The following is a 25,299-nucleotide window of genomic DNA, read 5'->3' as shown; positions in this document are numbered from 1 at the left end:
GTCGGCGCCCGGGCGTGTCGCTGAGGGGGGTCGGGAGCGGGTGAGCCGGGTCACTACGGTGATCGCCGTGGACTCCGCCGCCGGGACCGGCCGCCGCCGACAGAACGACGTCTACCGCGCCGGGGTGTACGGGCGCTCCCCGCTCGTCCCGACCACCGCCCGGCCACTGCAGCGCCGGGCCCGCGAGCGGCTGACCGCCCGGGCCTACGCCTACGTCGCGGGGGGCGCCGGCGAGGAGCACACGCAGCGGGCCAACCGCGCGGCCTTCGACCGGTGGGCCGTCGTCCCGCGGGTGCTGCGCGACGTGAGCGCGCGGGACACCTCCGTGGAGCTGTTCGGCCGGCGGATCCCCGCGCCACTGCTGCTCGGCCCGGTCGGCGCCCTGGAACTGGTGCACCGGGAGGCCGACCTGGCGGTGGCCCGCGCCGCGGCGTCGCTGGGCGTGCCGTTCGTGTTCTCCAACCAGGCGTCGGTGCCGATGGAGGCCTGCGCGACGGCGATGGGCGACGCGCCGCGCTGGTTCCAGCTGTACTGGTCGACCTCCGACGAACTGGTCGAGAGCCTGGTCGCCCGCGCGGAGGCGGCCGGCTGCGAGGCGCTGGTGGTCACGCTCGACACGACGATGCTCGGCTGGCGGCCGCGCGACCTCGACCTCGGGCACCTGCCCTTCGCGCTGGGCAAGGGGATCGCGCAGTACACCTCCGACCCCGTCTTCCGGCGGCTGGTCGAGGCCCGGGTGGCCGAGGCCGGCGACGCCGCGCCCGCCCAGGCCGGTGCGGCCGCCGGGCGCGACCGCCAGCCGCGGCCGACGCTGGCGGCGGTGCTCGCGATGGTCGGCATGGCACGCGCCTGGCCCGGCCCGCTGCGGGAGAACCTGCGCTCACCGCTGCCGCGTGCCGCCGTCGAGACCTTCCAGGCCATCTACTCGCGCCCCTCGATCACCTGGGCCGACCTCGCCTGGCTCCGGTCCCGCACCCGGCTGCCGGTCCTCCTCAAGGGCGTGCTGCACCCCGACGACGCCCGCCGGGCGCTGGACGAGGGCGTCGACGGGATCGTGGTGAGCACCCACGGCGGGCGGCAGGTCGACCGGTCGGTCTCCGCGCTCGACGCGCTGCCCGACGTGGTCGCCGCGGTCGGCGACCGGGCGCCGGTCCTGCTCGACAGCGGCATCCGCAGCGGCGCCGACGTGCTGGTCGCCGTCGCCCTGGGCGCGCGCGCGGTGCTGCTGGGCCGGCCCTACGCGTGGGGGCTGGGCCTGGCCGGGGAGGCGGGCGTGCGACAGGTCGTCTCCGACGTCCTCGGCGAGTTCGACCTCACCCTCGGCCTGACCGGGCACACCTCGGTCGCCGAGCTCTCGCCGGAGGCCCTCCGCCGGGTCGGCTAGGCAGCCGCAGGACCCGTCGTCCCGCGCCACGCCGAGGCCCCGTCCGACACGCCGGGCCGGGGTTGACTCCAACTGTGACGGCGCTCACAGTGGAGGTCGGGCGGGGGCCACCGGTAGACGATTGGCCCCCCACTGCTGGGGGGATCGACCCACGCGGCCAGACCGCCAGCACCGGCCCCCCGCCCCACGACGACGCCGGCCCCGGGACCCCCGGGGCCGGCGTCGTCGTTCAGTCGCGGGTGCCGGCCAGGGCGGGCTCCTCGCCGGCCGCCGGTCGCGGAACGGGCACCGCTGCCCCGGGCAGCGGCTCGTGCCGCAGGTCGGGCAGCCACCGCAGCCAGCGGGGCAGGTACCAGTTCGCCTCGCCCAGCAGCCGCATGACCGCCGGCAGCAGCACCGCCCGGACCACGGTGGCGTCGAGCAGCACCGCCACCGCCAGCCCCAGCCCGATCTGCTTCATGCTGGTCAGCGACAGCGTCACGAAGGTCAGGAAGACGAACACCATGATCACCGCGGCGCTGGTGACCACGCCCGCCGACGAGGTGATGCCCTGCGCGACCGCCGTCCGCGTCGGCAGGCCACGGTCGTGACCCTCGCGGATCCGGCTGAGGATGAACACGTGGTAGTCCATCGACAGGCCGAAGAGGACCACGAAGAGGAACAGCGGGATCCAGTTGACGATCGCACCGGTCCGGTCGAGCCCGATCAGGCCGGCTCCCACGCCCTCCTGGAAGACCAGCACCATCGCGCCGTAGGCGGCGGCGACGCTGAGCAGGTTGAGCACGATCGCGGTGACCGCCACGGTGACCGAGCGGAACGACACCAGCAGCAGCACGAACGCCAGCACCAGCACGAAGCCGAACACCCAGGGCGTGCGGTCGGCCATGAGCTCGTCGAAGGCCACCGAGTAGGCGGTGTCGCCGGTGACCACCGCGGTCACGCCGTCGAGCTCCCCCACCGTGGCGGGGACGACGTCGTCGGCGAGGGTGGCCAGCGCGTCGCGTGAGGCCTGCTCCTCCCCGTCGCCGGCCAGCGGCACGGAGACGACGGCCACCGTGCCGGCCCCGTTGGTCTCGACCCCGATCGGCTCGTTCACCTGCCCCGTGGCCAGGGCCCGCTCGCGCAGGTCGGCCAGGGCCGCCTGGACCTCGGGGGCGGTGACGTCGGGCGCCTCGACCACCACCTCGGCCGGTGCCGGCCCGCCGGGGAAGGCCTCGGTGATCCGGTCGAACGTCCGGATGACGGCGAGGTCCTGCGGGAGGTCCTCGACGCCCTCGCCGCGCAGGTCCATCGCCAGGGCCGGGACGGCGAGCGCGACCAGGGCGGCGCCGGCGGTCAGGGCGGCGACCAGCGGGCGGCGCAGCACGGCGCCGAGCACGGCCGGCCAGAACCGGCCCGGGCCGGCGTCGCGGCGGTGCAGGAGCGGGATCCGGCCCCTCTCCACCCGGTCGCCGAGCCAGGCCATGGTGGCCGGCAGCACGGTGAGCGAGCCGAGCACCGAGATCGCGACGACGAGGATCGTGGCCGAGGCGACGCCGGTGAAGACGGAGAACCCGGTGAGGAACATCCCGGCCATCGCCACCACGACGGTGACACCCGAGACGAGCACCGAGCGGCCCGACGTGGCGGCGGCGACGTCGAGCGCGTCGACCGGACCGGCGCCCCTGGCCCGCTCCTCGCGCTCGCGCTTGAGGTAGAAGAGCGAGTAGTCGACGCCGACGGCCAGCCCGATGAGCAGCATGACGATCTGCGCGTTCTGGTCGACGTGCCAGACCTGGCTGGTGAGGCTGAGCAGCCCCAGCGCGGCGACGAACGCCGTGAGCGCGAAGACGAGCGGCACGAGCGCGGCCACCACGGCGCCGAAGGTCACCAGCAGCACCACGAGGGTGATCGGGATCGACAGCAGCTCGGCGCGCCGGAAGTCGGCGTCGAGGACCTCGCCCAGCGCGAGGTCGGCGCTGGTGTCGCCGAACTGCTCGACGCGCACGTCCTCGTGCCGGTCGGCGACGGCGGCCAGCGCGCCGGCGACCGCGGGCAGCCGCTCCGCGGCGTCCTCGCGGTCCCCGGCGACGTCGAAGGTCACCAGCGCCGAGCGGCCGTCGGCGGACACCAGCGGGGCGCCGTCGAGCGGGCTGACCACGCCGGTCACCTCGGGGGTCCGCCGGAGCGTCTCGACGACGTCGGTCAGCGCCGCGGTGGCGGCGGCCTCCCCGACCCCGGCGTCCCGCTGCACGAGGACCATCTCCGAGGCCGGTTCCTCCCAGCCGTTGTCGTCGAGGATCTGCTGCGCCCGCGCCGGCGCCCCGACGCGCTGCTCGGCCGCGGTCAGCTCCCCCTGCGGGACCAGCTGCCCCACCAGGAGGGCCAGGGCCACGAAGGCCAGCCAGCCGCCCACCGCGGCCCTGCGGTGCCGCGCGCTCCACCGCCCCACCCGGCCCGCCAGGTTGCCGGACACGTCCACGTCGGTCTCCCGTCTGCTCGTTCGACGGGCCCGACTCTGCTGGCCGGGGTCGGGCCGGCCGATCCCGCCAGCCGGCCGGTCGGGTGTCGGGCTGGCCCGACAGCCCACCGCGGCGCCGCAGGGGTGCCGGCCGGCCCGGCAGTCGGATCGGGGAGCGTCGGGTCCGGACACACGACGGCCCCGCTCTCGCGGGGAGAGCGGGGCCGCAGTGCTGTCTCAACCAGACGTGCACCCGAAGGGATTCGAACCCCTAACCTTCTGATCCGTAGTCAGATGCTCTATCCGTTGAGCTACGGGTGCCGAGTGTTCAGTTGTCGTGCGCGGAGGCTCCGGGATTTGAACCCGGGATGGGGATTAACCCAAACCGCATTAGCAGTGCGGCGCCATAGACCGGACTAGGCGAAGCCTCCCGGGGTCCGAGTTCCCCCGGTACCACCGCCGAAGAGACTACCAGCGGCCTCGGCGGGGCTCCCAGCCCGGGGGTGGCCCGGGCCGGGAGCACCGGTCAGACCGCGACCCGCTGCCCCACTCGCGCCGGCGCGGGGCGGCCCGGCACCAGGGTCACCAGGACGGCCGTCGCGGCGCCGGCGACGGCCAGCAGCAGGCTGCCGGTCACCCCGGACGGACCGTCGATCAGCGCGCCGCCGAGCGCCGCGCCGAGCGCCGACGCGCCGGTGGCCATCGTCGAGAGCCAGGTGAAGGCCTCGGTGGTGGCGTGCGCCGGCGCCAGTGCGCCGACCAGCGAGTTCTGCACCGTCATCGTGGGCGCGATCGCCGTCCCGCCGAGGAAGAGCAGCGCCCCGAGCACCCACGGGCTCGACGCGGCGGCCAGCGGCGCCAGGCCGATGGTGACGCCGAGCAGCAGCCACCGGTACTGACGCGGCAGCGAGGCGCTGACGACGCGGGCACCGAACCACAGGCCACCGGCCACCGACCCCAGCGACCACAGCGCCAGCAGCAGGCCGGACAGGCCCGGGGACCCGGCGGCGTCGGCGAAGGCGGGGATGGCCACCTCGAGCGCGCCGAAGCCCAGCATCAGCGCCGAGCCGCTGACAAGCACCCGCGGCATGCCCGGCGTCAGCACGGTGGCGAAGGCGCTGGTGCGCTCCGCGGCCGGCACGGGGACCCAGCCGCGCATCGCCGCCGAGGTCGCGATGGCCAGCGCGCCGGTGACCGCCAGCGTCCCGGCCACGCCGAGCGCCCACGCGGGGCCGGCCAGCACGGCCAGGGTGGCGACCGCGGTCGGGCCGGCCACGAAGACCAGCTCGGTGGCGGTGGCGTCGAGGGCGAAGGCGGTGGGGCGCACCCGCGGGTCGACCCGCGACCACAGGGCGCGGACGGTGCCGGAGACCAGCGGCGTCCCGGCGCCGGCCGCGGCCGAGGCGGCGAGGACGGCCGGCGTCGGCGCACCGCCGAGGACCGCGAGCACCAGCAGGGCCAGCAGCAGCGGGTAGGCGGCGCCCTGGGCCAGCAGGACCGGGCGCGGGGTGCGCCGGTCGGCCAGCCGGCCGAGGACGGGGGCCATGGCGGCCATCGCGAGACCATAGGCAGCCGACGCGAGACCGGCGATCGCGTAGGAGCCCGTCTGCTGCTGCACCATGAGCAGCAGTGCCAGCGGGACCATCGCCGACGGCAGCCGGCCGGCGAAGCCGGCGAGCAGCAGGACGGGGGCGGACGGCAGGCGCCAGACGGACAGGTACGAACGCACGACGGAACTCGTTTCGGCTTGCGGGGGATGAACGGAACAGTAGGGAGTCAAACGCCGTTGACTCCCTACGCAGTCCCGAGGCTAGCGAACCGGTCAGCGACCGGGTGGTAGGGAGTCATATGAACTACGACACCTACGGGTCGAACGCGGTCGAGCTGGCGATCGACCTCGCCAACGCCGATCGCGACGGCGACCCGGGCTGGGCCGGCACCTTCCTGCGCGCCCACGAGGAGTGGTTCACGCCCGCGACCGGCCTGGACCTCACCGCCGCGGAGACCCGCCGGGCGGCGGCCACCGCCGACCTCGTCCGCGCCGTCGCCGTCGCCGAGTCGCAGGAGACGGTCATCGCCCGCCTCAACGAGCTGCTCGCGCTGGCCCGGCCGCACCCGTATGCCACCGACCACGACGGCGAGCTGCACCTGCACTACGCCCGTCCCGACGCCCCCGCGCTCGAGCAGCTGACGACGACGGTGGCGATGGGCCTGTCGCAGGTGGTCGCCCAGCACGGCTGGCAGCGGCTGGGCGTGTGCTCGGCCGAGGGCTGCAACGACGTCTACGTCGACACCTCCCGCAACGCCAGCCGCCGGTACTGCTCCAACACCTGCGCCAGCCGCTCCTCGGTCGCCGCCTACCGGGCCCGGCGCAGGGCCTAGCGTCCGGCGGGTGACCCCGCGGCGGCGGAGGCGCTGCGGGACGCGACGCCGGTGTCGATGGTGCTCGGCGGGCGGCCGGTGGACGTCCGGCAGCCGGTGACCTGCGACGGCGAGACGGGCGCGGCGTCCACGTCGTTCGCGTTCCGCACGCGTGCGCCGCCGACCGTGTACTGCCACCGCACGTCCTGAGCCGCCGCTCCTGCGGTGCAGTTCGCGCTCCTGCGGCGTCCCAGCACCGCGGGAGCGCGCGCACGACCGCAGGACCGGGACCTCGCGGCAGAGGTCCACGCCGCGCGCGGAGGGACGGCGGTCACTAGGTTCCGTCCCGGGGTGTCCCTCCGCGCCGTGCGGGCAAAGGGACACGCAGCCAGTCCCGTCGACGGAAGAGGTCCTCCATGTTGGTCCGCCGGATCGCCCGGCCCCTGCTCGCCGCGTCGTTCGTCTACGGCGGCATCGACACCCTGCGCAACCCGCAGACCCGCGTGCCGGGGGCGGCGCCGGTGGTCGACACGATCACGAAGACCGCCGACCAGCAGCTGCCGGTGCAGGTGCCGCGCGACGTCGAGCAGTGGGTCAGGATCGACGCCGGCATCAAGGTGGGCGCCGGGTCCCTGCTCGCGTTGGGCAAGCTCCCCCGGCTCAGCGCGCTGGCGCTGGCCGGGAGCATCGTCCCGACCACGCTCGCCGGGCACCGCTTCTGGGAGCACGAGGACCCCGAGGAGCGCTTCGGCCAGCTGTCGAACCTGCTCAAGAACGCGGGCCTGCTCGGCGGGCTGCTGATCGCCGCCGTCGACACCGAGGGCCGCCCGTCGGTCGGCTACCGCGCCCGCCGCGCGGCGAAGCGCGCCGCGGACAACACCGAGCGCACGTACGAGAAGGCCGCCCGGCGCGCCGCCAAGGCGCAGCGGAAGGCCGAGAAGAAGGCGAAGAAGGCCACCAGCTGAGCACTCCCCTCCCGCCCGCGGCCGCGCTCCGGAGGATCGCCTTCCTCCTGGAGCGCGCCCGCGAGCCCACGCACCGGGTCGCGGCGTTCCGCACCGCGGCCGCCGTCGTCGACGCGCTGCCCGAGGGCGAGCTCGACCGGCGCATCCGCACCCGGACGCTGACCGACCTGCGGGGCATCGGCCCCAAGACCGGCGCCGCGATCGTCCAGGCGCACGCCGGCGAGGTCCCCGAGTACCTGGCCCGGCTCGAGGAGGCCCACGCCGAGCTCGTGCCGCTGGCCGACGACGTCGCCGAGTTCCGCAGCACCCTCCGCGGGGACCTGCACACCCACTCCGACTGGTCCGACGGCGGCAGCCCGATCCGCGAGATGGCCGAGGCGGCGATCGCCCTGGGCCACGATTACATGGCGCTGACCGACCACTCGCCGCGGCTGACGGTCGCCAACGGGCTCACCGCCGAGCGGCTGGAGCGCCAGCTCGACGTCGTCGCCGCGCTCAACGCGGAGCTGCACCCCTTCCGGATCCTCACCGGCATCGAGTGCGACATCCTCCTCGACGGCGGCCTCGACCAGACCGACGAGCTGCTCGGCCGCCTGGACGTCGTGGTCGCCAGCGTCCACTCCGACCTGCGCGCCGAGGCCGCGGCGATGACCGAGCGGATGCTCGCCGCCGTCGCCAACCCGCACACCGACGTCCTCGGCCACTGCACCGGCCGGCTGCTCATCCCGCGGGAGCAGCGGGAGGGACGGCGTCAGCGGCCGCGCCCGGAGAGCGCGTTCGACGCCGAGGCCGTGTTCAGCGCCTGCGTCGAGCACGGCACCGCCGTCGAGATCAACTCACGGCCCGAGCGCCTCGACCCGCCGCTGCGCCTGCTCTCGCTCGCCGTCGAGATGGGCTGCGAGTTCGCGATCGACACCGACGCGCACGCCCCCGGCCAGCTCGACTGGCAGGGCAACGGCTGCGAGCGCGCCGTCGAGACCGGCGTCGACGTCGACCGGGTGGTCAACACCTGGACCGCCGACGAGCTGCTCGAGTGGACGGCGGGCTAGCGGGGGACCACCAGGGCCGGGCCGAGGTCGGCCGGCGAGGTCGCACCGGCCAGCGCCAGCACGTGCCGCAGGTCGGCGGCCAGCTCCTGCAGCAGCCCGGTGACGGCCGGGGCTCCCCCGGCCGCCAGTGCCCACAGCACCGGCCTGCCCACGAGCACCGCGGTGGCGCCCAGTCCCAGGGCGACCAGTGCGTCGGTGCCGCTGCGGATGCCGCCGTCGACCAGCACGGGCACCCGGCCCCCGACCGCCGCGACGACGTCGGCGAGGGCGTGGGCGCTCGGCAGCGCCCGGTCGAGCTGGCGCCCGCCGTGCGCGGAGACGACCACGCCGGCGGCGCCGGCCGCCACGCAGCGCAACGCCTCGTCGCCGCGCAGCACGCCCTTGACCAGGACCGGGAGGCCGCCGACCTCGGCGAGCCGGGCGACGACGTCCGGCGTCGTCGACGGGTCCTGCTCGGCCGACTCGCGGCCGACCGTGCCGGGGACCAGGTGCCGGGCCAGGTTGACGAGGTACTCGTCGTCGGGGACGCCGATCCGCACACCGCCGACCCGCTGCTTGCGACCGACGTGGGGGGTGTCGACGGTGAGCACGACGGCGCCGGCGCCGGCCGCGGCGGCCCGCCGGACCAGCGCCTCGGTGAGCCCGCGGTCGCGCATGACGTAGGCCTGGAACCACCACGGCCCGGTCGCCGCCGCGGCGACGTCCTCGAGCGGGCGCGAGGCCCGGGTGGACACGACGGTCAGGCACCCGGCGTCGCCGGCGCCGCGCACGGTGGCGCACTCGCCGTCGGGGTGCGCGAGCGCGTGGAACGCCATCGGCGCGACGACGAACGGCGAGGCGAGCCGGGCGCCGAGCACCGTGGTGGCGACGTCGACCCGTGAGACGTCGCGCAGCACGAGCGGGCGCAGCCGGAAGTCGCGCCAGGCGGCCTCGGCCTCCCCGGCGGTGACCTCGTCGCCGGAACCGGCCTCGTAGTACTCCCACACCTCGGGCGGCAGTACGGCTCGGGCCCGCTCCTGGGACTCGGTCAGGACCGGTAGCACGCCGCCTCCCTCGCCGTCCTCGCCCGGGCGAGCCGCTCGGCACGGGAGCGGAGCGTAACGGCCGAGCCACCGGGTACCCACCGGAGGTGGCGGTGTTTGCGACCCGCCGCCTCGGGGAAGCGATGACGGACGGATCGGACGGGGGACCCGCGCGCCGAACAGGAGTGACCGTGGTCGTCGTTCTCGTCGTCGTGACATGGGTGCTGCTGGCCGTGCCACTCGCCCTCGTCCTCGGGCGCGCGCTGCACGCCGCCAACGTCACCGACCGGGGAGGCCTCCGGGCCGCACACCGCGAGCCGCGCGCCGGGCTCCTCCTGGTCGACCGGCCACTCCCGGCCGGGCCGGCCTCACGTCGGCGCAGGGGTCAGTCCTGCACGGCGGGGTTCCGCGCGGCCGGCAGCTCCAGCGAGAGCGCGTCGTCGTCACGGCGCAGCCACGCGGCGGGCAGGACCAGGCGCGGCGCGACACCCACGAGGACCGCGACGAGCACGGCGACGCCGGCCAGCGCCTCGCCGGACTCCTCCACGAAGGTCGCCATGACCGTCCACTGCCCGCGGACGAGTCCGGGGACCGCCGACAGGCCGACCGCAGCGACCGCGTAGAGGCCGAAGGTGCTCAGCACCCGGCGCCGGTCACGGCGCTCGGCGCGGCTGAGGAAGGCGAGCACGGCCAGGACGGCGACCGCGCCCAGCGCGCTGATCGCGACCGCCCCGGCGGGCGAGGTGAGCGCGGTCAACGCCTCCATGACCGTCACGTGCACGGTGCTCCCGGCCTTGACCACCGCGACGCCGGCGGCCACGGCGCCGACGGCCAGCCACCAGGTGCGCCGACCGGGGTTGCGGGCGGCACCGGCGACCGCGGCCAGGGCGGCCGCGGCGAACAGGGCGGCGACGTAGACCCGCGGCAGGGACCACGGGGCGTCCATCGACAGCGTCTGCGCGAGGGGACCGGTGCTCCCGCGCAGGCGCAGGACGTACCCCACCGTCTCGAGCGCGACGGCGAGGAAGGCGAGCGCGATCCCGACGGGCGGGAGCGGCACCCGGCGGCGCACCGGGCTGGCGACGCGCGCCCCGGCGGGGGTACTCGGCTGCTGTCCGATGACGCTGCGGGACGACCACCGGTCAGCCAGCCGGATCCCCCGGCCCAGGACGACACCGACGACGACGGCGACGACCACCCACGCGGCGAACCCGCCGACGATCCACGTCCACACACGCGCGTCATCGGCAGACCCGGGCCCGGACGGGACCGTCCGGTCACACCATCGGGTCGGCTGGGGCCAGCGCGACCGCCTGGACGGGTGAGGCGGCGGTCACCACTCACGGCACCGCCTCTCGGCACGATCTGCCCGCGCGTTCAGGCCCGACCGCACGGCCCACACCCCTAGGAAGGACGGGTGTCCACCGCGCTCGTCATCGCAGTCGCCTGGCCGGCCGTCGCGGCACTCCTCGGGCTCGTCGTGGGACGTGGCATCCGGGTCGCCGACGACCGCACCTCGCAGGGTGACGACCTCAGCCGGCAACTGGACGCCGTCGTCGTCGGCCTCGAGGACGACCTGCGCGCCGCCGCAGCCGGCTGACCGGGCCACCGGCGCTCACGGCGGCTCAGGCCGCCGTGCCCCGGGACGCCGTCCAGCCGGCCCAGGCCGAGGCGACCATCTCCTGCACGTCGTGCCGGGCTTCCCAGCCGAGGACGGCCCGGATGGTGTCGGCCGAGGCGACCACCCGGGCCGGGTCGCCGGCGCGGGGCGGGACGACGACGGGCTCGGCCCACGCCTCGTCCGCCGTGCCGGTGACCGCGCGGATGGTGTCCACCATCTCGCGCACCGAGACCCCCTCGCCGCGGCCGACGTTGGCCGTCAGCACGCGCACGCTGCCCTCGGCGAGCGCCCGGGCGGCGGCGACGTGCGCGGTGGCGACGTCGGCGACGTGGACGAAGTCGCGGATGCAGGTGCCGTCCGGCGTCGGGTAGGCATCGCCGAAGACCAGTGGCGCCTGCCGTTGCGCGAGCCGCTGGAAGACCATGGGGACGAGGTTGGAGACGCCGCGGTCGGTCAGCGCGGGATCAGCCGTCCCGGCGACGTTGAAGTAGCGCAGGTTCGCGTAGTGCAGGCCGGTCGCGGCCGCGACCTCCTCGACCATCCGCTCGCCGACGAGCTTGGTCGAGCCGTACGGGTTCACCGGGTGGCACTCGGTGTCCTCGCTGACGAGATCGACGTCGGGCATGCCGTAGACCGCCGCGCTCGAGGAGAAGACCAGGGAGCCGACGCCGGCCTCGACGGCCTGCTCGAGCAGCACCCGCAGACCCTCGACGTTCTCCCGGTAGTACAGCAGCGGGAGGCGGACGGACTCCTCGACCTGCTTCTTCGCCGCGACGTGCACCACACCGGTGACGCCGTGTTCCCGCAGCGTGCGCCCGACGAGGTCGCCGTCGAGCACGCTGCCGACGACGAGCGGGGTACCGGGGATGCGGTCCGGGTCGCCGGTGGAGAGGTCGTCGAGGACGACGACGGACTCCCCTGCGGCCCGCATGGCGTCCACGACGTGCGCACCGATGTAGCCGGCACCGCCGGTCACGAGCCAGGTCACCGATCCAGCCTAGGGTCCGGAGCGCCGTCCGCCGCTGGGCGCCGGGCACGGCTCCCGCGCCGACCTGACCCGCGCGCGACGACGGCCCGGGGCGGGTGGCGGGTCCAGGCCAGCCGCGGCCTGCACCACTTCTCGGCGTGTCGTCACCCTTGCGGCGGGTTGCGGCCACGCCCCTCCGGGACGACGTACCTCGTTGGTGGAGTGGTGCCAGGCGGGACGCCGTGCCCCAATGAGCGAGACGCGGACGTACAGCCTCTGACGTCCGCCCACGGGGGTCGACGGGGAGTGAGGCCATGTCTGTCATCAGCGTCCAGGGGTCGAGACGGACGTCCGCGGCGCCGTCCCCCGGTGACGGCTGGAACCGCTTCGCCACGGGCATCCGCGGTGCGGGGACCGCTGCTCGCCGTGCCTGGCGAGCAGGTTACGTCCGGCGGACGGTGCTGCTGGACGTCCTCTGTGCCGCACTCGCCGGCGGGGTCGGCCACTGGCTCTGGTTCGACGTGATCGCCGCGGTGGGTCCCCGGCCGACCGCGTGGCAGGCGCTGCTCGTACCGGTCGTGTGGCTGCCCGCCATGCTCGTGGCCCGGGCATACGAGGAGCGCTTCCTCTGGATCGGTGTCGAGGAGTACCGCAGGGTCCTCGGCGCGGCGGTGGTCGTGCTCGCCGGGGTCGGCACGGTCTCCTGGGCCCTGCGACTGGAGGTGGCGCGCGGCTTCGTCGTCCTCGCCCTGCCGCTGGCCACGCTGTCGACCCTCGTGGCCCGGCTCGCGCACCGACACTGGCTCCGGCGGGCACGCCGACGCGGGCTGTACCTGCAGACGACGATCCTGGTCGGCTCGCGGTCCGCGGTCGCGGCGCTCGACGAGCAGCTCCAGCGGTCACCTCAGCAGGGGTACCGGGTCATCGGGTGCTGCCTCCCGGCCGGGGAGCGGTCGACCGGGGCCGACGCGTTCAACGGCCTCCCCGTCCTCGGGGACGTGGCGGAGGTCGCCGCCGTCGTCGAGCGCTTCGAGGTCGACACGGTCGCCGTCCTCCCGGGCCCGGACCTCTACGGCTCGGTCCTCCGGCGACTCGGGTGGGAACTCGAGGACACCGAGGCCGAACTCCTGCTGGCCCCGGCGGTCACCGACGTCGCCGGGCCCCGCGTGCACATCCGGCCGGTAGCCGGGCTGCCGCTGCTGCACGTGGAGCGACCGGAGCTGACAGGGCTCCGCCGGTTCACCAAGGAGGTCGTCGACCGCACCGCCGCCGGTGTGGGCCTGCTGCTCCTCGTGCCGTTGCTCCTGACGATCGCCGTGGCGGTGCGCCTCACCAGTCCAGGACCGGTGCTCTTCCGCCAGGAGCGGGTCGGCAAGTGCGGCGAGACGTTCACCATGCTCAAGTTCCGCAGCATGGTGCAGGACGCGCCCCGGCTGGTGGAGGAGCTCGCCACGGCGAGCGACGGCAACGGGGTCCTGTTCAAGATGCGGGAGGACCCGCGCGTCACCCGCGTCGGGAAGACGCTGCGCCGCTACTCCCTCGACGAACTCCCCCAGCTCCTCAACGTCCTGCGCGGGGACATGTCGCTGGTGGGTCCCCGTCCACCGCTGGCCGAGGAGGTCGAGCAGTACGGGACGGACATGCGGCGGCGGTTCCTGGTCAAGCCCGGGCTGACCGGCCTCTGGCAGGTGAGCGGGCGCTCCGACCTCTCGTGGGACGACTCGGTGCGCATCGACGTCCGCTACGTGGAGAACTGGTCCCTGCCCCTCGACCTGATGATCATGTGGAAGACCGTCGGCGCGGTCCTGCGCGGCTCGGGCGCGTACTGAGCGCCTGGCGGCCTCGGGTCGACGTCCAGCTCAGCGGCGCGTACACCACGAGCGAACCCCTCCCCTCGGCGCGCTCCGGCGGCTAGCGTCGCGCCACTCCACTCCATCCCACGTCGGAATCGAGGCCCCGATGGCTGGGACACGACGCAACATCCTCACCATGCCGCTCGACGCCGTCCGGCGGGTGACGGCGGCCTTCGACCGGCTGAAACTCGACGGCACCTACGACGGCTTCGTCCAGCGCCACATGCAGGCGATGCAGACCGCCACCCCTCCGGGGTCCTCCCGCAACGCCGCGCACCGGGGACCCTCCTTCCTCCCGTGGCACCGCGCGGCCCTCCTCGAGCTCGAGGCGGCACTGCAGTCCGTCGACCCCGCCGTGGAGGGGCTGCCGTACTGGGCGTGGCAGGACGAGGCGGCGCTCAACGGCGGCGACCCCCGCCGGTCCCGGCTGTGGACCCCTGACTACCTGGGCACCGACGGGGACCCCAACCGGGGCAACCGCGTCCTCAACGGCCCCTTCGCCGGCTGGTACGCCCTGATCTACAACAACTCGACAGGGGCGTTCGTCCGCCGGTCCACCCCCGGACTCGTCCGGCGTCTGGGCCGGGATCCCGCCGGCTCGCGCGTCCTGCCGGACGCCAACCAGGTCACCGACGCCCTCAGGTTCACCGCCTACGACGTCGCTCCCTTCGACGCCGGGGTGTCGAGCTTCCGCAACCGGCTCGAGGGGTGGTCCGCAGGGCCCCGCATGCACAACCTCGTGCACCGCTGGGTCGGCGGGGACATGCTGTCAGGCACCTCGCCGAACGACCCGGCGTTCTGGCTCAACCACGCCAACGTCGACCGGCTGTGGTGGCAGTGGCAGGGACAGCGCGGGATCACCACCTACCAGCCCGCGTCCGGTGGCCCCGTGGGCCACAACCTCGACGACGTCATGAGCGCGGGGCTGCTCACGCCCCGGACGCCGGCCAGCGTCCTGGACATCACCCAACTCGGCTACAGCTACGCCTAGCCGTCCGCATCTACAGCGAGGAGACGCGGGATGACCACTCGCAGGCGCTTCCTGCTCGCCGGCACGGCGGCAGTGGTCGGGGCGGCCGTCACCGGACACGTGGTGTTCAACGAGCTCCCGAGGGCCGACGCGGCGCCGCCCGAGGAGCGGTTCCGGTACCGCGGGCGGGACGTCGTCATCACGCCGGCCGGCAACGCGGCCCACGCCACCGTCAACGGTCGCCACGGGCTGCACGTGGAGCGTTCGGGCAACGAGTTCATCACCCACCTGCTGCCCTTCAGTTCCTTCTCGTCACCCCGGCAACTCGTCCAGGCCGTCATCGACGCCGAGGACGCCGGACTCCTGATCATCTGAGGTGCGGGCCCCGGGTCCGCAGCTCGAGGAGGGCACGGTCCGCAGGCTGCGACGGACCGTGCCCTCCTCACCTCAGCGACGGGTCACGCAGCGGCGTGCCCGTAGGCCCGGGCGGCCGGGTTGCGCGGCACGTAGTTCGAGTCCAACTGCGGGTCGAGCGGCCAGACGTTGCCGGACTCGTGCGACCGGCTCACCGGGGAGTCACCGAAGTCCTCCGAGAACCGCGTCCCGCCGAACCCGATGTTGTCGGTGACGTACACCTTGTCGCCCATGCACCCGCTCGGGAACTCGCCGGAGTTGGTCGCCGAGTCGTAGCGCACCACGAAGCCGCGCTGGCTCTGCGGGTCGGCGAAGACGTTGTGGTGCACCCGGACGTCGTAGACCCCGCCCGGCTCGGCCGCGATGAACGAACCGCCCGAGCCGCCGTTGGAGAGGGTGTTGTAGCGGTACTCGACCTCACCGGCGCCGTAGGCATCGCTGTTGGTCGCCACGCCGCGGCAGTCGTCGCCCCACCCGATCTTCGAGTTCTCCGTGCCCGAGTTGGCGAAGACGTTGCGCTCGATCAGGTTCCCGCGGCTCCAGCGGCCGGTGTTGAAGTAGAGGTTGGCCGCCGTGGTGTCGTGCACGTGGTTGCCCCGCAGCGTGTAGCGCTGAGGGATCTCCGACGTGGCGCTCGCCCGGCCGACGAGGATGCCGGCGTACAGACCGTTGAACACCTCGTTGCCCTGGAAGACGACGTCGTTGCCGCCGATGAGGGCGACGATGCGCCGATCCACGGCGCTCGAGGTCGCGCCGCCGCTGAGCGTGGTCGGGGTCGGGTTCGTGAAGCGCAGGTCGCGGATGGTCCAGAAGGACAGGCCCGACAGCGAGAAGCGCCCGTCGATGACGGCCCGGTTGGCCGGGTCGTAGCTCTTGACGACGACCCGGGCGGAGGCGGTGCCGTCCGGCAGCGAGGAGTCCACGACCTCCTGCGTGTAGGTCCCCGGCATCAGGCAGAGGACGGTCCCGGGGGTGACCTTGTTGAGGGACTGCAGGACGCTGCGCCAGGGGGCGGCCTGGCTGCCCGCCGCGGTGTCGCTGCCCGTGGTGGAGACGAACTTCGTGCAGTCGGTGGCGGCGGCCGCCGGCACGAGTTCGGGGGACGCGGCGAGCGTGGTCGTGCCCGCGGCAGCGGGACCGCCGGGCTGTACGGCTCCGAGGGCCGCCGCGACGGCGACGAGGACGAGCGCCAGGCTGGGCAGGACGCTCGTGCGGCGGCCACGACTCCCGCGACGTGCGGTGGACGCGGCTGTGGAACGGCCCGTCGATCGGCGGGGGGTCGCGTGCCGGGGCAGGGCAGGACTGTGGCGGCGCATGCCGTCTCCTGTGCTGTGCTGGGGGAAGTGGTCACACCACCAGCGCAGGCAGTTCGTCCGGCATCCGGGCGGACCGACGGTCGACACAGGCGGTCGACGCTGCACGTGACCTCGGAGCGAGGCACCGCACGTCCGCAGGGGCATCGCAGGGAGCGATCACCGGCTGACTCAGCGCTGTTGGCCTGGCCGACCGTAGTCGATACGTCACGAAGAAAGCACACCGGGTTCGGAGACTTCCGCGCCGGACCACCCCTCCCGTCACAGGCGTCCCACAGGTCTCGGGGACGCCTGTGACGAACGGCGCGCCACTGCCCGGTCGCCGGGTCGGCGGCGAGTGGGATCAGGACGGGATGGGGACGCCTCGCCGACGACGTCTCCTCGAGGCCCCGTCCCCGACACCGGGGCCCGCCCCGGCGACCTGACGAGCGCTCTCCCCGCGCCGGCCCGGCCTGCGAGCGAGCAGGCTCGCGGTCTTGCGAGCCGACTGCAGCAGCTCGTGGGCGAAGGGCGCGGGATCGGTTCGCGAGACCACGGCGTGCGCCTTCGGCCCCCGGACCGAGCGCCACCAACCAGCGGGTGTCAAGCTTCCCTGCCGGAAGGCGTGGAGGGCCGACTGGAGATCCCGCCGGTCGTCGATCCACTTGGTGCCGAGGAAGCGCTGCTCCCGAGCCGGCGGCAGCGGCAGCCCCACCATGTCGCAGTAGGCCGTGTACAGCAGTTCGACCCCACCCGCTTCAGCGATGGCCGAGCGGCCGGTCGGCCGGCCGATGTTGGGCTCGATCACGAGGTGGCGACCGGTGCGGGCGTCCTGCTTCATCTCGACGTATCCGAGCCCGCGGTACCCGACGCCGGCGAACAGCCGGACGGTCTCCTGGAGCACCTCGTCGTTCCGGCACTCCTCGCCCAGCGAGCTGGTGCCGGTCTCCGGCGGCCACTGTCGCAGCTTGCGCGCGACGAAGGTGACGAGTGGGTGCGAGGCCTGGTCGAAGTAGACGTTGCAGGAGTACAGGGACGAGACCCCACCGTCGACCCACTCCTGGGCGATCAGGCTCTCCGACCACGGCGCGACGCGTTCGTACACCCGGAGCAGCTCCTCCGCGTCCCCCACCCGGAATGCCTTGACGCTGGTGTGCGCCTGCCAGGTCGCCGACTTCATCGGGGGTTTGAGCACTGCCGGGAAGGTGAGCGTCCGCGCTGCGCGTTCCGCGTCGGCCCGGGTCTCGACGATCACCGTCCCGGGGATGGGCAGGTGGTTCTCCTGGGCGTGGCGCAGGAAGCCGACCTTGTCCATCAGCATCTCGACCACGGCGTGGTCGGGCAGGGCCATGGAGTACCAGGGAGCGAGCCGGTCACGATGGCGTGAGATCAGCAGGACGGCCAGATCGGTGCAGGGGAAGAGCGCAGCCCGGTCCTGCAGCTGGGGACCGAGCCGCACGAGCGCCTCGACGAGGTCCTCGCTGAGGAGATCGGCCTGCAGGACCGTGCCGCAGGCGCGCGTCCGGCAGGCGTAGTGCCCGACGTCGGTGGCCAGCCCCGTCACCGGCACACCTCGTGCGGACAGGATCCGTGCGGTCTGCAGTCCGGTGATGCAGTCGAGGCCCACCACCACGGCGGGTGCCCCGCCCACGCTGCTGTCCCTGCGCCGGCCGGGCCGGCCGGTCAACCCCCGGACTCCTCGAGCGCGATGGTCTCCTTGGTCCGCACCAGCTCGAAGATGTGGTCCACCTTCGCGATGTGGGGGTCGACGGAAGCAGCTCTGCGTTCCGACCGCAGGGTCTCCAGTGTCTGCTCCATCGCGTGCACTGCTGCGCGCATGGGGTGGTTGGCCAGGATGACCATCTGGAAGCCCTTGTCGTACAGCTCCTGGTCGGTGTAGTCGGGGAAGAGGGTGGGGACCGCGACGAGGGGGATCTTGCCCAGGCCGTCCCACTGCTCCAGGAACGCCTCGATCTCGCGGAGCGACTTGTCCTTCGAGTGGATGAGGATCGCGTCCGCGCCGGCCTCGGCATAGGCGTCGGCCCGCTCGCAGGCCGCGGCCACCCCGTGGCCGGCGATGAGGGCCTCGACCCGGGCGACCACGACGAAGGAGTCGGTCTCCCGGGCCTCCAGGCCGGCGCGGATCCGGCGCGCCTGCTCCCGCACCGGGATGAGCTCACGCTTCGACTCGCCCGTGTAGAGGCTGTTCCGCTTCGGGAAGAGGTTGTCCTCGACGCAGATGCCGGCGATGCCACTGCGCTCGAACTCGACCACCGTCCGGACCAGGTTGGTCAGACCGCCGAACCCGTTGTCACAGTCCGCCAGGACCGGAAGCGAGGTCGCACCGTCGATGCGGACCGAGGCGGCCAGCGTCTCGGTCATCGTCGTGAGGTTCAGGTCGGGCAGGGCGTGTGTCATGGTCGCGACGCCGAAGCCGCTCACCCACACTGCGTCGAAGCCGTAGGACTCGATGAGCTGTGCGCTCATCGCGTCGTGGGCACCCACCGCCACGCAGGGCCGGTCGGCGGTCAGCCCGTCCCGTAGCGCGGCGCGCTTCCGCTCGGCGCGATTCGTTCCCATCGGAGCTCGCTTTCGTCAGTGGAGTGCTCAGGAGTCGGTCCGGTGTCCGGGAGACCTCACGCGACGGCCGTCGTGACGATCTCCTCCGGAGTGAGTTCTCGGTCCAGGCAGCCGCGCTCGTGCGCACCGAGCAGCTCGACGACGCGCTCGCCGATGAGCCGTTGGGAGTCCCAGGCCATGGCCCCGATGTGGGGGGTGAGGACGACGTTCGGCAGAGTCGCGAACGGGGAGACGACTCCCTCGCCCTCACGCTCGTGCACGTCGAGCGCGGCACCGAGGACCCTCCCGCCCTCGGTGAGCTCCCGGTGGAGCGCTCGCTCGTCGACGACGCCGCCCCGCGCCACGTTGACCAGGAAGGACCCCTGCTTCATGCGCGACAGCACATCGGCGTCGATGACGTGGCGGGTCTGCTCGTCCAACGGGAGGTGCAGGCACAGGAAGTCGGACTCGGCGACCACCGTGTCGAAGTCGGTGAGCCGGATCCCGCGCTGCGCCAGGGCGGCCCCGATCTCCGGGGTGTCGTTGGCAACGCACCCGATGGCGCGCATCCCCCAGGCCGCACCCATCTCACCCACGCGGCTGCCGATCCTCCCGGCCCCCAGGACGCCCAGCGTCTTGCCCGCCAGCAACGGCCCGCCGAGCTCGGACTTCGGCCAGCGTCCCTCACGGAGCAACCGATCGGCGAGAGTCACCTTCCGGACCAGGCTCAGCAGGAGCCCGAAGGTCAGCTCGGCGACGGGCTGCGCCGACGACCCGGGGACCCGCACGACCTGGACGCCGCGCCTCTCGGCGTGGGCGACGTCGATGTTGTCGAGGCCGGAGCCGGCCCGGACGAGGAGACCCAGGTTGGGTGCGGAGTCGAGCACGCGGGCCGAGATCACCACCCCGCTGCGGAAGACGATGGCCTCCCGGTCCGCGACGAGCTCGGTCAGCTGCTCCTCCGGGGCGTTGAAGGCCCGGAGGACGTCGTGCTCCCTCTCGAGCGCCTCGACGGCGCCCGGGTCGATGGAACTGGCGAGGAGGATCTTCACGTACGCCTCTTCTCGATGAAGTCGCTGATGACGGTGGCCACGTCCCGGGTCACCTCGTCGATCGGGCGGTCGACTCCCACGACCGCGAAGTCGGGGAAGCGGTCCGCCAACTGCAGGTACTGCTGCCGCCTCCGGTCGAGCCACTCGACGCTCGCCTCGCCCTTCCGCTCGAAGAGCAGTCGTCCTGGCGCGTCCAGGCAGATGACGAGGTCCGGCTTCGGATAGGCCTGTCTCAGGAGTCGGCCGTGGACGCGGGAGGCCAGCGACCGGGGTCCCTGTCCGTCCACGTCGGAGTGGAAGTAGTCGGCGTAGAAGTGCCGGTCGAACACGACGATCCGACCGCGCCGGAGGTGGTACTCGGCGACCAGCTGCCGGAACCACTCCTCGGCCAGCCACATCAGCAGCCGCACGGCACGGACACCGCCACCGACGACCCGTCCGACCGGTCCGACCCGACCGACGGTCGCGGCTCTGGTGTGGTCGGAGGGAGCGACCATGTCCGACCTGCGACCCCGCGCGGACTTGATCGCGAGCGCCAGCCTGGTGGTGGGCAGCATCAGGCTGCTGGCGTCGAGGTTGACCCCCATGTAGATGCGCTTGACCGGCGCCGGCAGCCGACCATCCTCGAGTCGCTGGCTGATGGTGCTCTTGCCCGCACCGTCCGGACCGATGAGCGCCACGGTGATCACGGCCGGGCACCCCGGAGGCGGGTCGCCACGACGAGACGGCCCCCCGTGTCCTGCATCGATGTCGTCTCCCCTGCCATGTCGGAGGTCCCCGGCCCACCGAGCGCTGGCCCGCCTACCGGTTGCCGCGGAGTCGCAGCCGCACGGACCTCCTCGCCGTCGTCGCCGTGGACCGCGGACCGGACGGCCGCCAGGTGCGGCCGTCCGGGTCCCGGACGCTCACCGGCCGACCGCGCTCCGGCACGACCAGGTGTCGGGGGACGTTAGGGGCTCTGGTGCGCGCCGTCCATGGGGTCCGTCCCGGCTGGTGCGGTGGTGTCCGGACCCGCTCCGAACCGGCACCGTCACCTCCGACCCCGGTCATCCGCGGCGCGGGGAAGGCCCGGCACGGGCGCCAGGGGCCGCGCTAGGGTCTCGCGCCACGCGATCCGAGCACGGCCGGGCGGAAGGCACACAGGGGATGGGCGAGGGGCGGACCGTCATGATCGAGGACAGGCGCGTCCGGCCGGAGGGGTCCGGCCGCCGCGGAGCCGCGGCGCCGGCTCGAGCCCCGCAGGCGAGCCCGGCCACGTGGTGCTCCGGTGTGGGCGGCCACAGGAGGTGCCGGTCGTGAGCGACGACCTGGTGAGCATCGTCGTGCCGGCTCGCAACGAGGAGCGGTCGATCGACGGGACCCTGTACGCCCTGCGCGCGCAGGACTACCCCAACCTCGAGATCATCGTCGTGGACGGCGACTCGACGGACGGCACGGTCGAGGCGGTGGAGCGCCACATGGCCGACGACCCGCGGATCGAACTGCTGCACAACCCGCAGCGGATCACCCCCGTGGCGCTCAACATCGCGCTGGCACACGCACGGGGCCCCTGGTTGGTGCGGATGGACGCCCACTCCACGGTCGACCCCGGTTACGTCAGCGCCGCGGTCTCCCGGTTGCGCGAAGGGCGCTGGGGCGGGGTCGGTGGTCGCAAGGACGGGGTGGGCAGGACCCCGGCGGGCCGGGCCATCGCCGCCGCGCTCGGGAGCCGGTTCGGCGTCGGCGGCTCGCTGTACCACCACGGTGTCACCGAGCAGGAGGTCGACCACATCCCGTTCGGGGCCTACCCGACCGAGCTGGTCCGCCGGCTGGGCGGCTGGGACCCGCGTCTGGTGACCAACCAGGACTTCGAGTTCGACCACCGCCTCCGCCGGTCCGGCGCGGCGCTGCTGTTCGACCCACGCCTGCGGATCGACTGGCAGAGCACGCAGACGATCCGGGACCTGTACCGGCAGTACCGGCGCTACGGTCGCGGCAAGGTCGACGTCGTCCGTCTGCACCCCACGTCCCTGCGACCGCGGCAGACGCTGCCACCGCTGTTCGTGCTGTACCTCGCCGTCGCCGCGCTCGTCGGCCTGCGCCGGCCCCGGACGGCTGCCGCCATGGTGGCGCCCTACGCCGCGGCGCTGACCGTCGCCTCGGTGCGGACCGCCGGCAGGGTCGACGACCCCCGTGCACGGCCCTTCGTACCGGCCGCCTTCCTCGCGATGCACGTCGGCTGGGGCGTCGGGGTCTGGTCCCGCGTGTGGGACGTGCTGACCGGGAGGGCCGGGTGGTGACCGCCGGCGGGGCGGGTGCACCGCCCGGCCTCGCCGACGGATCCGTGGACTTCGACCTGCACGGCTTCGTGGGCATCCGACTGCTGGACGCCCGAACCCGTGACCTGGCCGTCGTCACCCGCCAGATCGGCCCGTTGGGCCGCCCCCTGGACAGGGAACCCGACATCACCATCCGGTTCGTCGACGAGCTGCCCGAGCCGCGCCGGACCACCTACGCGGGCTGGCCGGAGACGGGGGCGGCGGACGGCGTGTTCCACCTGCTCCGTGGGCGGGGGGGCGTCGCCGGTCGCACCCGGCTGCCGATGGACGATGTCGGGGGGCGCTGCGAGATCGTCTGTGAGCGGCGCGTCGGCCCGGTCCCCCACCTGCTCGCGGTCATCAACATGACCGCCCTGGCCAAGGGCGTGCTGCCCCTGCACGCCTCCGCCTTCAGCCACCGCGGGGCAGGGGTCCTGGCGACCGGCTGGGCCAAGGGCGGCAAGACCGAGGCCCTGCTGGCGCTCGCCGCGCGAGGCGCCAGGTACATCGGGGACGAGTGGGTCTACCTGACCCCGGACGGCGCCATGTACGGACTGCCCGAGCCCATCCGGCTGTGGCACTGGCACGTGGCCCAACTGCCTGCCCTGCGGGCCGGGCTCCCGACCTCCACCAGGGCGCGGCTCCGGGTCCTGCCGACGGTGGCACGCGCGGCAGCGGCGATGGGCGACGCCGGTCGCGGCCCGTCGGCATCGGTGCTGCGGCGCGCCGCCCCCGTGGTGCGCCGGCAGGCCCACGTGCAGGTCCCCCCGGCCCGGCTGTTCGGGGACGACGCGGTCGAGCTGCAGGGCAGGCTCGACCACGTCCTGCTCGTGATGAGTCACGACCGGGACGAGGTCAGCATCGAACCGATCCCCGGGGCCGCCGTCGCCGCTCACATGCGCGCCTCCCTGGAGGACGAGCGCAGCCAGTTCCTCGCGGTCTACCGGCAGTTCCGCTTCCTGTTCCCCGACCGCCGGTCCGCCGTGGTCGAGCAGGCCTCGGCCATCGAGCGCGACCTGCTGGAACGACTCCTGGGAGGCCGTCCCGCGCACCTGCTGCGGCACCCGTACCCGATCGACCTCGACTCACTGGTCGGGCCGATCGAGTCGGTCCTGTCCGGCCAGGACGTCGCAGCCCCGGCCGGCGAGGGGCTCAGCGCGCCAGCGAGCGGACCCTCCGTGCGGCGCCCTTGACCCGGGGTGCTCCACGGCTGACCGGTGCCGACGTCCGCACCGGCAGGTACGGCCGGGCGGACTTGATCCGCATGGTGAGCCGGCCGTTGCCGTGGAAGATGCCGACCCGCGGGACCGCGTGGTCGCCCGGGCGCTCCCCGTCCTGGGGCAGCGCGAAGGCGTGGGAGAACCCCGCCCGGGCCGCGGCCCGGCGGACGTGGGGGTCGTGCCGGCCGCGGGGATAGGCCAAGAGCGTGGCGGGGCGTCCGAGGAGGTCGGACAGCAGCTCGCGGCTGTCCCGCAGGTCCCGGACGCACTCCTCCTCGGTGAGGCGGGTCAGGTCGTGATGTGCCCAGCTGTGGGACTGGAACTCCACCCCGGCATCCTGCATCTCGAGCACCTGGTCGAGGGTCAGGGTGGACAGCGGCTCCGTCCCGGGCGTGTCGACCCAGTCGACCGGCCGGCCGGCAGGGGTGAGGGTCTGCGCGACGAGGAACACCGTCGCCGGCAGTCGCTCGCGCTGGAGGACCGGGAGTGCGTACTGGTGCAGGGCGGCGAAACCGTCGTCGAAGGTCAGGGCCGCCTCGCCGCGGGGGAGCCGTCCGGTGGCGTCCAGGCGCGGCAACGCCTCACGGAGTGGCAGCACCCTCCTCCGTGCCCGCAGCCAGGCGGCCTGCCAGGCGAAGTCCTCGGGCGGCACCGCCAACGGGGAGGTCCACCGCGGCTGCACCGAGTGGTAGCACAGGATCGTCACGCCACACCTCCTCGCAGTCCGTCGTACAGGGCGGAGACCCGCTGGGCCGTGACCCCGCTGGAGAACATCGTGGTGGCCCGCTCCCGGCCGGCCGCGCCCATGCGCCGCCGTAGGTCGGGATCGGTCAGCAGGGTCGCCAGCGCCTCGGCGAGCGCCTCCGGGTCGTGCGCCGGGACCACCAGGCCGGTGACCCCGTGGTCGACCGCGCGCGCCACGTCCCCGACGTCCGTGGCCACCACCGGCAGCCCTGCGGCCATCGCCTCGAGGACCGACAGCGGCATCGCCTCCCACCAGGACGGCAGACAGAAGACGTCGGCCTCGGCGAAGGCGGCCGGCATCTGCTCCGGGGGGCGCGTTCCGAGCAACCGGGTGTTGTCGTCCAGGGCCGCGCGGACCTGTGCCTCTGCGGTCGGTCCCTCGTCGGGTGTCCCCCCGAGCAGCTGGACCTCGTGCGGGATCCCGCGGTCTCGGAGCACTCGGGAGGCCGTCAGCAGGTCGACCACGCCCTTGCGGGGGGTCAGCAGGCCGACGTAGAGGACCCGGGGGACGGCGTGGTCGGATCCGGCGTGCATGTAGGCCTCCACCGGGACGCCGTTGTCGATCAGCTCCACCCGGTCCTCGGGCAGGACCGTGCGGAGCTTCTCCCGGCCTGCGGTCCACACCGCGACCACCCGGTGCGCGGGCAGCATGGCCAGCCACACGAGCGCCCGGCGCTGTGGACTGGTCAGCCACCGCTGGATGTGCCCGCCGTGGGCGTGGATCACCACGGCGCATCCTCGGGCCCGCCCGGCGAACCCGAGCAGACCGGCGCGGACGACCGTGACCGCCGGTGAGAGCGCGGAGTGGATGTGCACGATGTCGCAGCCGCGGGCGGCACGCCACACGGCCACGGCGTCGCTGACGGTGCGCCGGACGTTGGCCCGCGTGGCGCGGCCACCCTGCGGGGTGCCGGGATGCGAGACGTTGAGGAAGCGCAGCTCGTGCTCCTGCGCGAGCCTGCTGCCGAGCAGCGTCTGCAGGAAGGTGGGGATGCCGCCCCGCTCGGGGGCCCCCTTCCCGACGAGCAGCACCTTGCTCATGGCCTGCCTCCTGCCCCGATCGCCGGCCCCGGCCACACGGCCGCCGAG

22 protein-coding genes and 2 tRNA genes are annotated in these 25,299 nt (G+C 74.1%); 10 read left to right on the top strand and 14 right to left on the bottom strand.

The genetic code is table 11. The annotated features are described in order from the left end of the window. Positions 1–67: 67 nt before the first annotated feature. Positions 68–1,384, top strand: a complete 1,317-nt coding sequence (locus ACI78U_RS10585; RefSeq protein WP_456875264.1) for an alpha-hydroxy-acid oxidizing protein — start codon at positions 68–70, stop codon at positions 1,382–1,384. Positions 1,385–1,613: 229 nt separating this feature from the next. On the opposite strand, the gene ACI78U_RS10580 is transcribed toward ACI78U_RS10585, so the two are convergent. The 4 genes from ACI78U_RS10580 to ACI78U_RS10565 form a co-directional block, all read right to left on the bottom strand. Then, a complete protein-coding gene (locus tag ACI78U_RS10580) occupies positions 1,614–3,845 on the bottom strand; it encodes an MMPL family transporter (protein ID WP_456875263.1) in 2,232 nt (743 codons plus the stop codon). A 227-nt stretch (positions 3,846–4,072) separates the two neighbouring features. Then, positions 4,073–4,145, bottom strand: a tRNA-Arg gene (locus ACI78U_RS10575). Positions 4,146–4,166: 21 nt separating this feature from the next. Then, positions 4,167–4,255, bottom strand: a tRNA-Ser gene (locus ACI78U_RS10570). A 95-nt stretch (positions 4,256–4,350) separates the two neighbouring features. Continuing rightward, a complete protein-coding gene (locus ACI78U_RS10565; protein WP_456875262.1) occupies positions 4,351–5,553 on the bottom strand; it encodes an MFS transporter in 1,203 nt (400 codons plus the stop codon). 119 nt (positions 5,554–5,672) lie between these two features. Here ACI78U_RS10565 and ACI78U_RS10560 point away from each other — a divergent pair, with 119 nt between their 5' ends. From ACI78U_RS10560 to ACI78U_RS10550, 3 genes are all read left to right on the top strand, one after another. Then, the gene (locus tag ACI78U_RS10560) at positions 5,673–6,206 is read left to right on the top strand and encodes a CGNR zinc finger domain-containing protein (protein ID WP_456875261.1); all 534 of its coding nucleotides are present in this window, start codon (positions 5,673–5,675) and stop codon (positions 6,204–6,206) included. A 395-nt stretch (positions 6,207–6,601) separates the two neighbouring features. Then, on the top strand, positions 6,602–7,150 hold the full coding sequence (locus ACI78U_RS10555; RefSeq protein WP_456875260.1) for a DoxX family protein: 549 nt from the start codon (positions 6,602–6,604) through the stop codon (positions 7,148–7,150). Continuing rightward, positions 7,147–8,199, top strand: a complete 1,053-nt coding sequence (locus tag ACI78U_RS10550) for a PHP domain-containing protein (protein ID WP_456875274.1) — start codon at positions 7,147–7,149, stop codon at positions 8,197–8,199. Before ACI78U_RS10555 ends, ACI78U_RS10550 begins: the two co-directional genes overlap by 4 nt. Here the strand turns inward: ACI78U_RS10550 and ACI78U_RS10545 are convergent. After that, the gene (locus ACI78U_RS10545; protein ID WP_456875259.1) at positions 8,196–9,242 is read right to left on the bottom strand and encodes an alpha-hydroxy acid oxidase; all 1,047 of its coding nucleotides are present in this window, start codon (positions 9,240–9,242) and stop codon (positions 8,196–8,198) included. The genes ACI78U_RS10550 and ACI78U_RS10545 overlap by 4 nt on opposite strands. A 364-nt stretch (positions 9,243–9,606) precedes the next feature. After that, entirely contained in the window at positions 9,607–10,455 is an 849-nt protein-coding gene (locus ACI78U_RS10540; protein ID WP_456875258.1) for a hypothetical protein, read from the bottom strand. Positions 10,456–10,638: 183 nt separating this feature from the next. Here ACI78U_RS10540 and ACI78U_RS10535 point away from each other — a divergent pair, with 183 nt between their 5' ends. Then, entirely contained in the window at positions 10,639–10,821 is a 183-nt protein-coding gene (locus ACI78U_RS10535; protein ID WP_456875257.1) for a hypothetical protein, read from the top strand. Between the two features lie 25 nt (positions 10,822–10,846). Here the strand turns inward: ACI78U_RS10535 and galE are convergent, their stop codons facing one another. Continuing rightward, positions 10,847–11,830, bottom strand: coding sequence for a UDP-glucose 4-epimerase GalE (gene galE, locus ACI78U_RS10530; protein WP_456875256.1), 984 nt, complete (start codon positions 11,828–11,830; stop codon positions 10,847–10,849). A gap of 293 nt (positions 11,831–12,123) precedes the next feature. On the opposite strand from galE, the gene ACI78U_RS10525 reads away from it, so the two are divergent. From ACI78U_RS10525 to ACI78U_RS10515, 3 genes are all read left to right on the top strand, one after another. Next, a complete protein-coding gene (locus ACI78U_RS10525; protein WP_456875255.1) occupies positions 12,124–13,638 on the top strand; it encodes a sugar transferase in 1,515 nt (504 codons plus the stop codon). Positions 13,639–13,768: 130 nt separating this feature from the next. Then, entirely contained in the window at positions 13,769–14,653 is an 885-nt protein-coding gene (locus ACI78U_RS10520) for a tyrosinase family protein (protein ID WP_456875254.1), read from the top strand. 30 nt (positions 14,654–14,683) lie between these two features. Beyond that, positions 14,684–15,007, top strand: a complete 324-nt coding sequence (locus ACI78U_RS10515) for a hypothetical protein (protein ID WP_456875253.1) — start codon at positions 14,684–14,686, stop codon at positions 15,005–15,007. Positions 15,008–15,090: 83 nt separating this feature from the next. On the opposite strand, the gene ACI78U_RS10510 is transcribed toward ACI78U_RS10515, so the two are convergent. From ACI78U_RS10510 to ACI78U_RS10490, 5 genes are all read right to left on the bottom strand, one after another. Further along, positions 15,091–16,137, bottom strand: coding sequence for a DUF1565 domain-containing protein (locus tag ACI78U_RS10510; RefSeq protein WP_456875252.1), 1,047 nt, complete (start codon positions 16,135–16,137; stop codon positions 15,091–15,093). A gap of 565 nt (positions 16,138–16,702) precedes the next feature. Beyond that, positions 16,703–17,989: a carboxylate--amine ligase gene (locus ACI78U_RS10505; RefSeq protein ID WP_456875251.1), complete on the bottom strand. Its 1,287-nt coding sequence runs from the start codon at positions 17,987–17,989 to the stop codon at positions 16,703–16,705. Between the two features lie 32 nt (positions 17,990–18,021). Continuing rightward, a complete protein-coding gene (locus tag ACI78U_RS10500; RefSeq protein WP_456875250.1) occupies positions 18,022–18,918 on the bottom strand; it encodes an isocitrate lyase/phosphoenolpyruvate mutase family protein in 897 nt (298 codons plus the stop codon). Between the two features lie 56 nt (positions 18,919–18,974). Next, complete coding sequence (locus ACI78U_RS10495) at positions 18,975–19,949, bottom strand: NAD(P)-dependent oxidoreductase (RefSeq protein ID WP_456875249.1); 975 nt, start codon at positions 19,947–19,949, stop codon at positions 18,975–18,977. Continuing rightward, positions 19,946–20,638, bottom strand: a complete 693-nt coding sequence (locus ACI78U_RS10490; RefSeq protein ID WP_456875248.1) for a dTMP kinase — start codon at positions 20,636–20,638, stop codon at positions 19,946–19,948. The genes ACI78U_RS10495 and ACI78U_RS10490 overlap by 4 nt, the downstream gene beginning before the upstream one ends. A 606-nt stretch (positions 20,639–21,244) precedes the next feature. On the opposite strand from ACI78U_RS10490, the gene ACI78U_RS10485 reads away from it, so the two are divergent. Further along, complete coding sequence (locus ACI78U_RS10485) at positions 21,245–22,228, top strand: glycosyltransferase family 2 protein (protein WP_456875247.1); 984 nt, start codon at positions 21,245–21,247, stop codon at positions 22,226–22,228. Then, positions 22,195–23,439, top strand: a complete 1,245-nt coding sequence (locus ACI78U_RS10480) for a hypothetical protein (RefSeq protein WP_456875246.1) — start codon at positions 22,195–22,197, stop codon at positions 23,437–23,439. The genes ACI78U_RS10485 and ACI78U_RS10480 overlap by 34 nt, the downstream gene beginning before the upstream one ends. On the opposite strand, the gene ACI78U_RS10475 is transcribed toward ACI78U_RS10480, so the two are convergent. Together ACI78U_RS10475 and ACI78U_RS10470 are read right to left on the bottom strand one after the other, a co-directional pair. Beyond that, a complete protein-coding gene (locus ACI78U_RS10475; RefSeq protein ID WP_456875245.1) occupies positions 23,399–24,172 on the bottom strand; it encodes a polysaccharide deacetylase family protein in 774 nt (257 codons plus the stop codon). The genes ACI78U_RS10480 and ACI78U_RS10475 overlap by 41 nt on opposite strands. Next, positions 24,169–25,251 (bottom strand): glycosyltransferase family 4 protein, encoded by a 1,083-nt coding sequence (locus ACI78U_RS10470; RefSeq protein WP_456875244.1) that lies wholly within the window; start codon positions 25,249–25,251, stop codon positions 24,169–24,171. The genes ACI78U_RS10475 and ACI78U_RS10470 overlap by 4 nt, the downstream gene beginning before the upstream one ends. Positions 25,252–25,299 lie beyond the last annotated feature (48 nt).

It is taken from the genome of Geodermatophilus sp. SYSU D00710 (assembly GCF_054050195.1).
Note: the sequence above shows the minus strand (reverse complement) of the source record. Positions and strands in the feature narration are given on the sequence as shown.

Bases quoted from the DNA above. Each gene is read 5' to 3' on its own strand.
- ACI78U_RS10560 (WP_456875261.1), top strand. From the start codon at position 5,673: ATGAACTACGACACCTACGGGTCGAACGCGGTCGAGCTGGCGATCGAC.
- ACI78U_RS10555 (WP_456875260.1), top strand. From the start codon at position 6,602: ATGTTGGTCCGCCGGATCGCCCGGCCCCTGCTCGCCGCGTCGTTCGTC.
- ACI78U_RS10525 (WP_456875255.1), top strand. From the start codon at position 12,124: ATGTCTGTCATCAGCGTCCAGGGGTCGAGACGGACGTCCGCGGCGCCG.
- ACI78U_RS10520 (WP_456875254.1), top strand. From the start codon at position 13,769: ATGGCTGGGACACGACGCAACATCCTCACCATGCCGCTCGACGCCGTC.
- ACI78U_RS10515 (WP_456875253.1), top strand. From the start codon at position 14,684: ATGACCACTCGCAGGCGCTTCCTGCTCGCCGGCACGGCGGCAGTGGTC.
- ACI78U_RS10500 (WP_456875250.1), bottom strand. From the start codon at position 18,918: ATGGGAACGAATCGCGCCGAGCGGAAGCGCGCCGCGCTACGGGACGGG.
- ACI78U_RS10470 (WP_456875244.1), bottom strand. From the start codon at position 25,251: ATGAGCAAGGTGCTGCTCGTCGGGAAGGGGGCCCCCGAGCGGGGCGGC.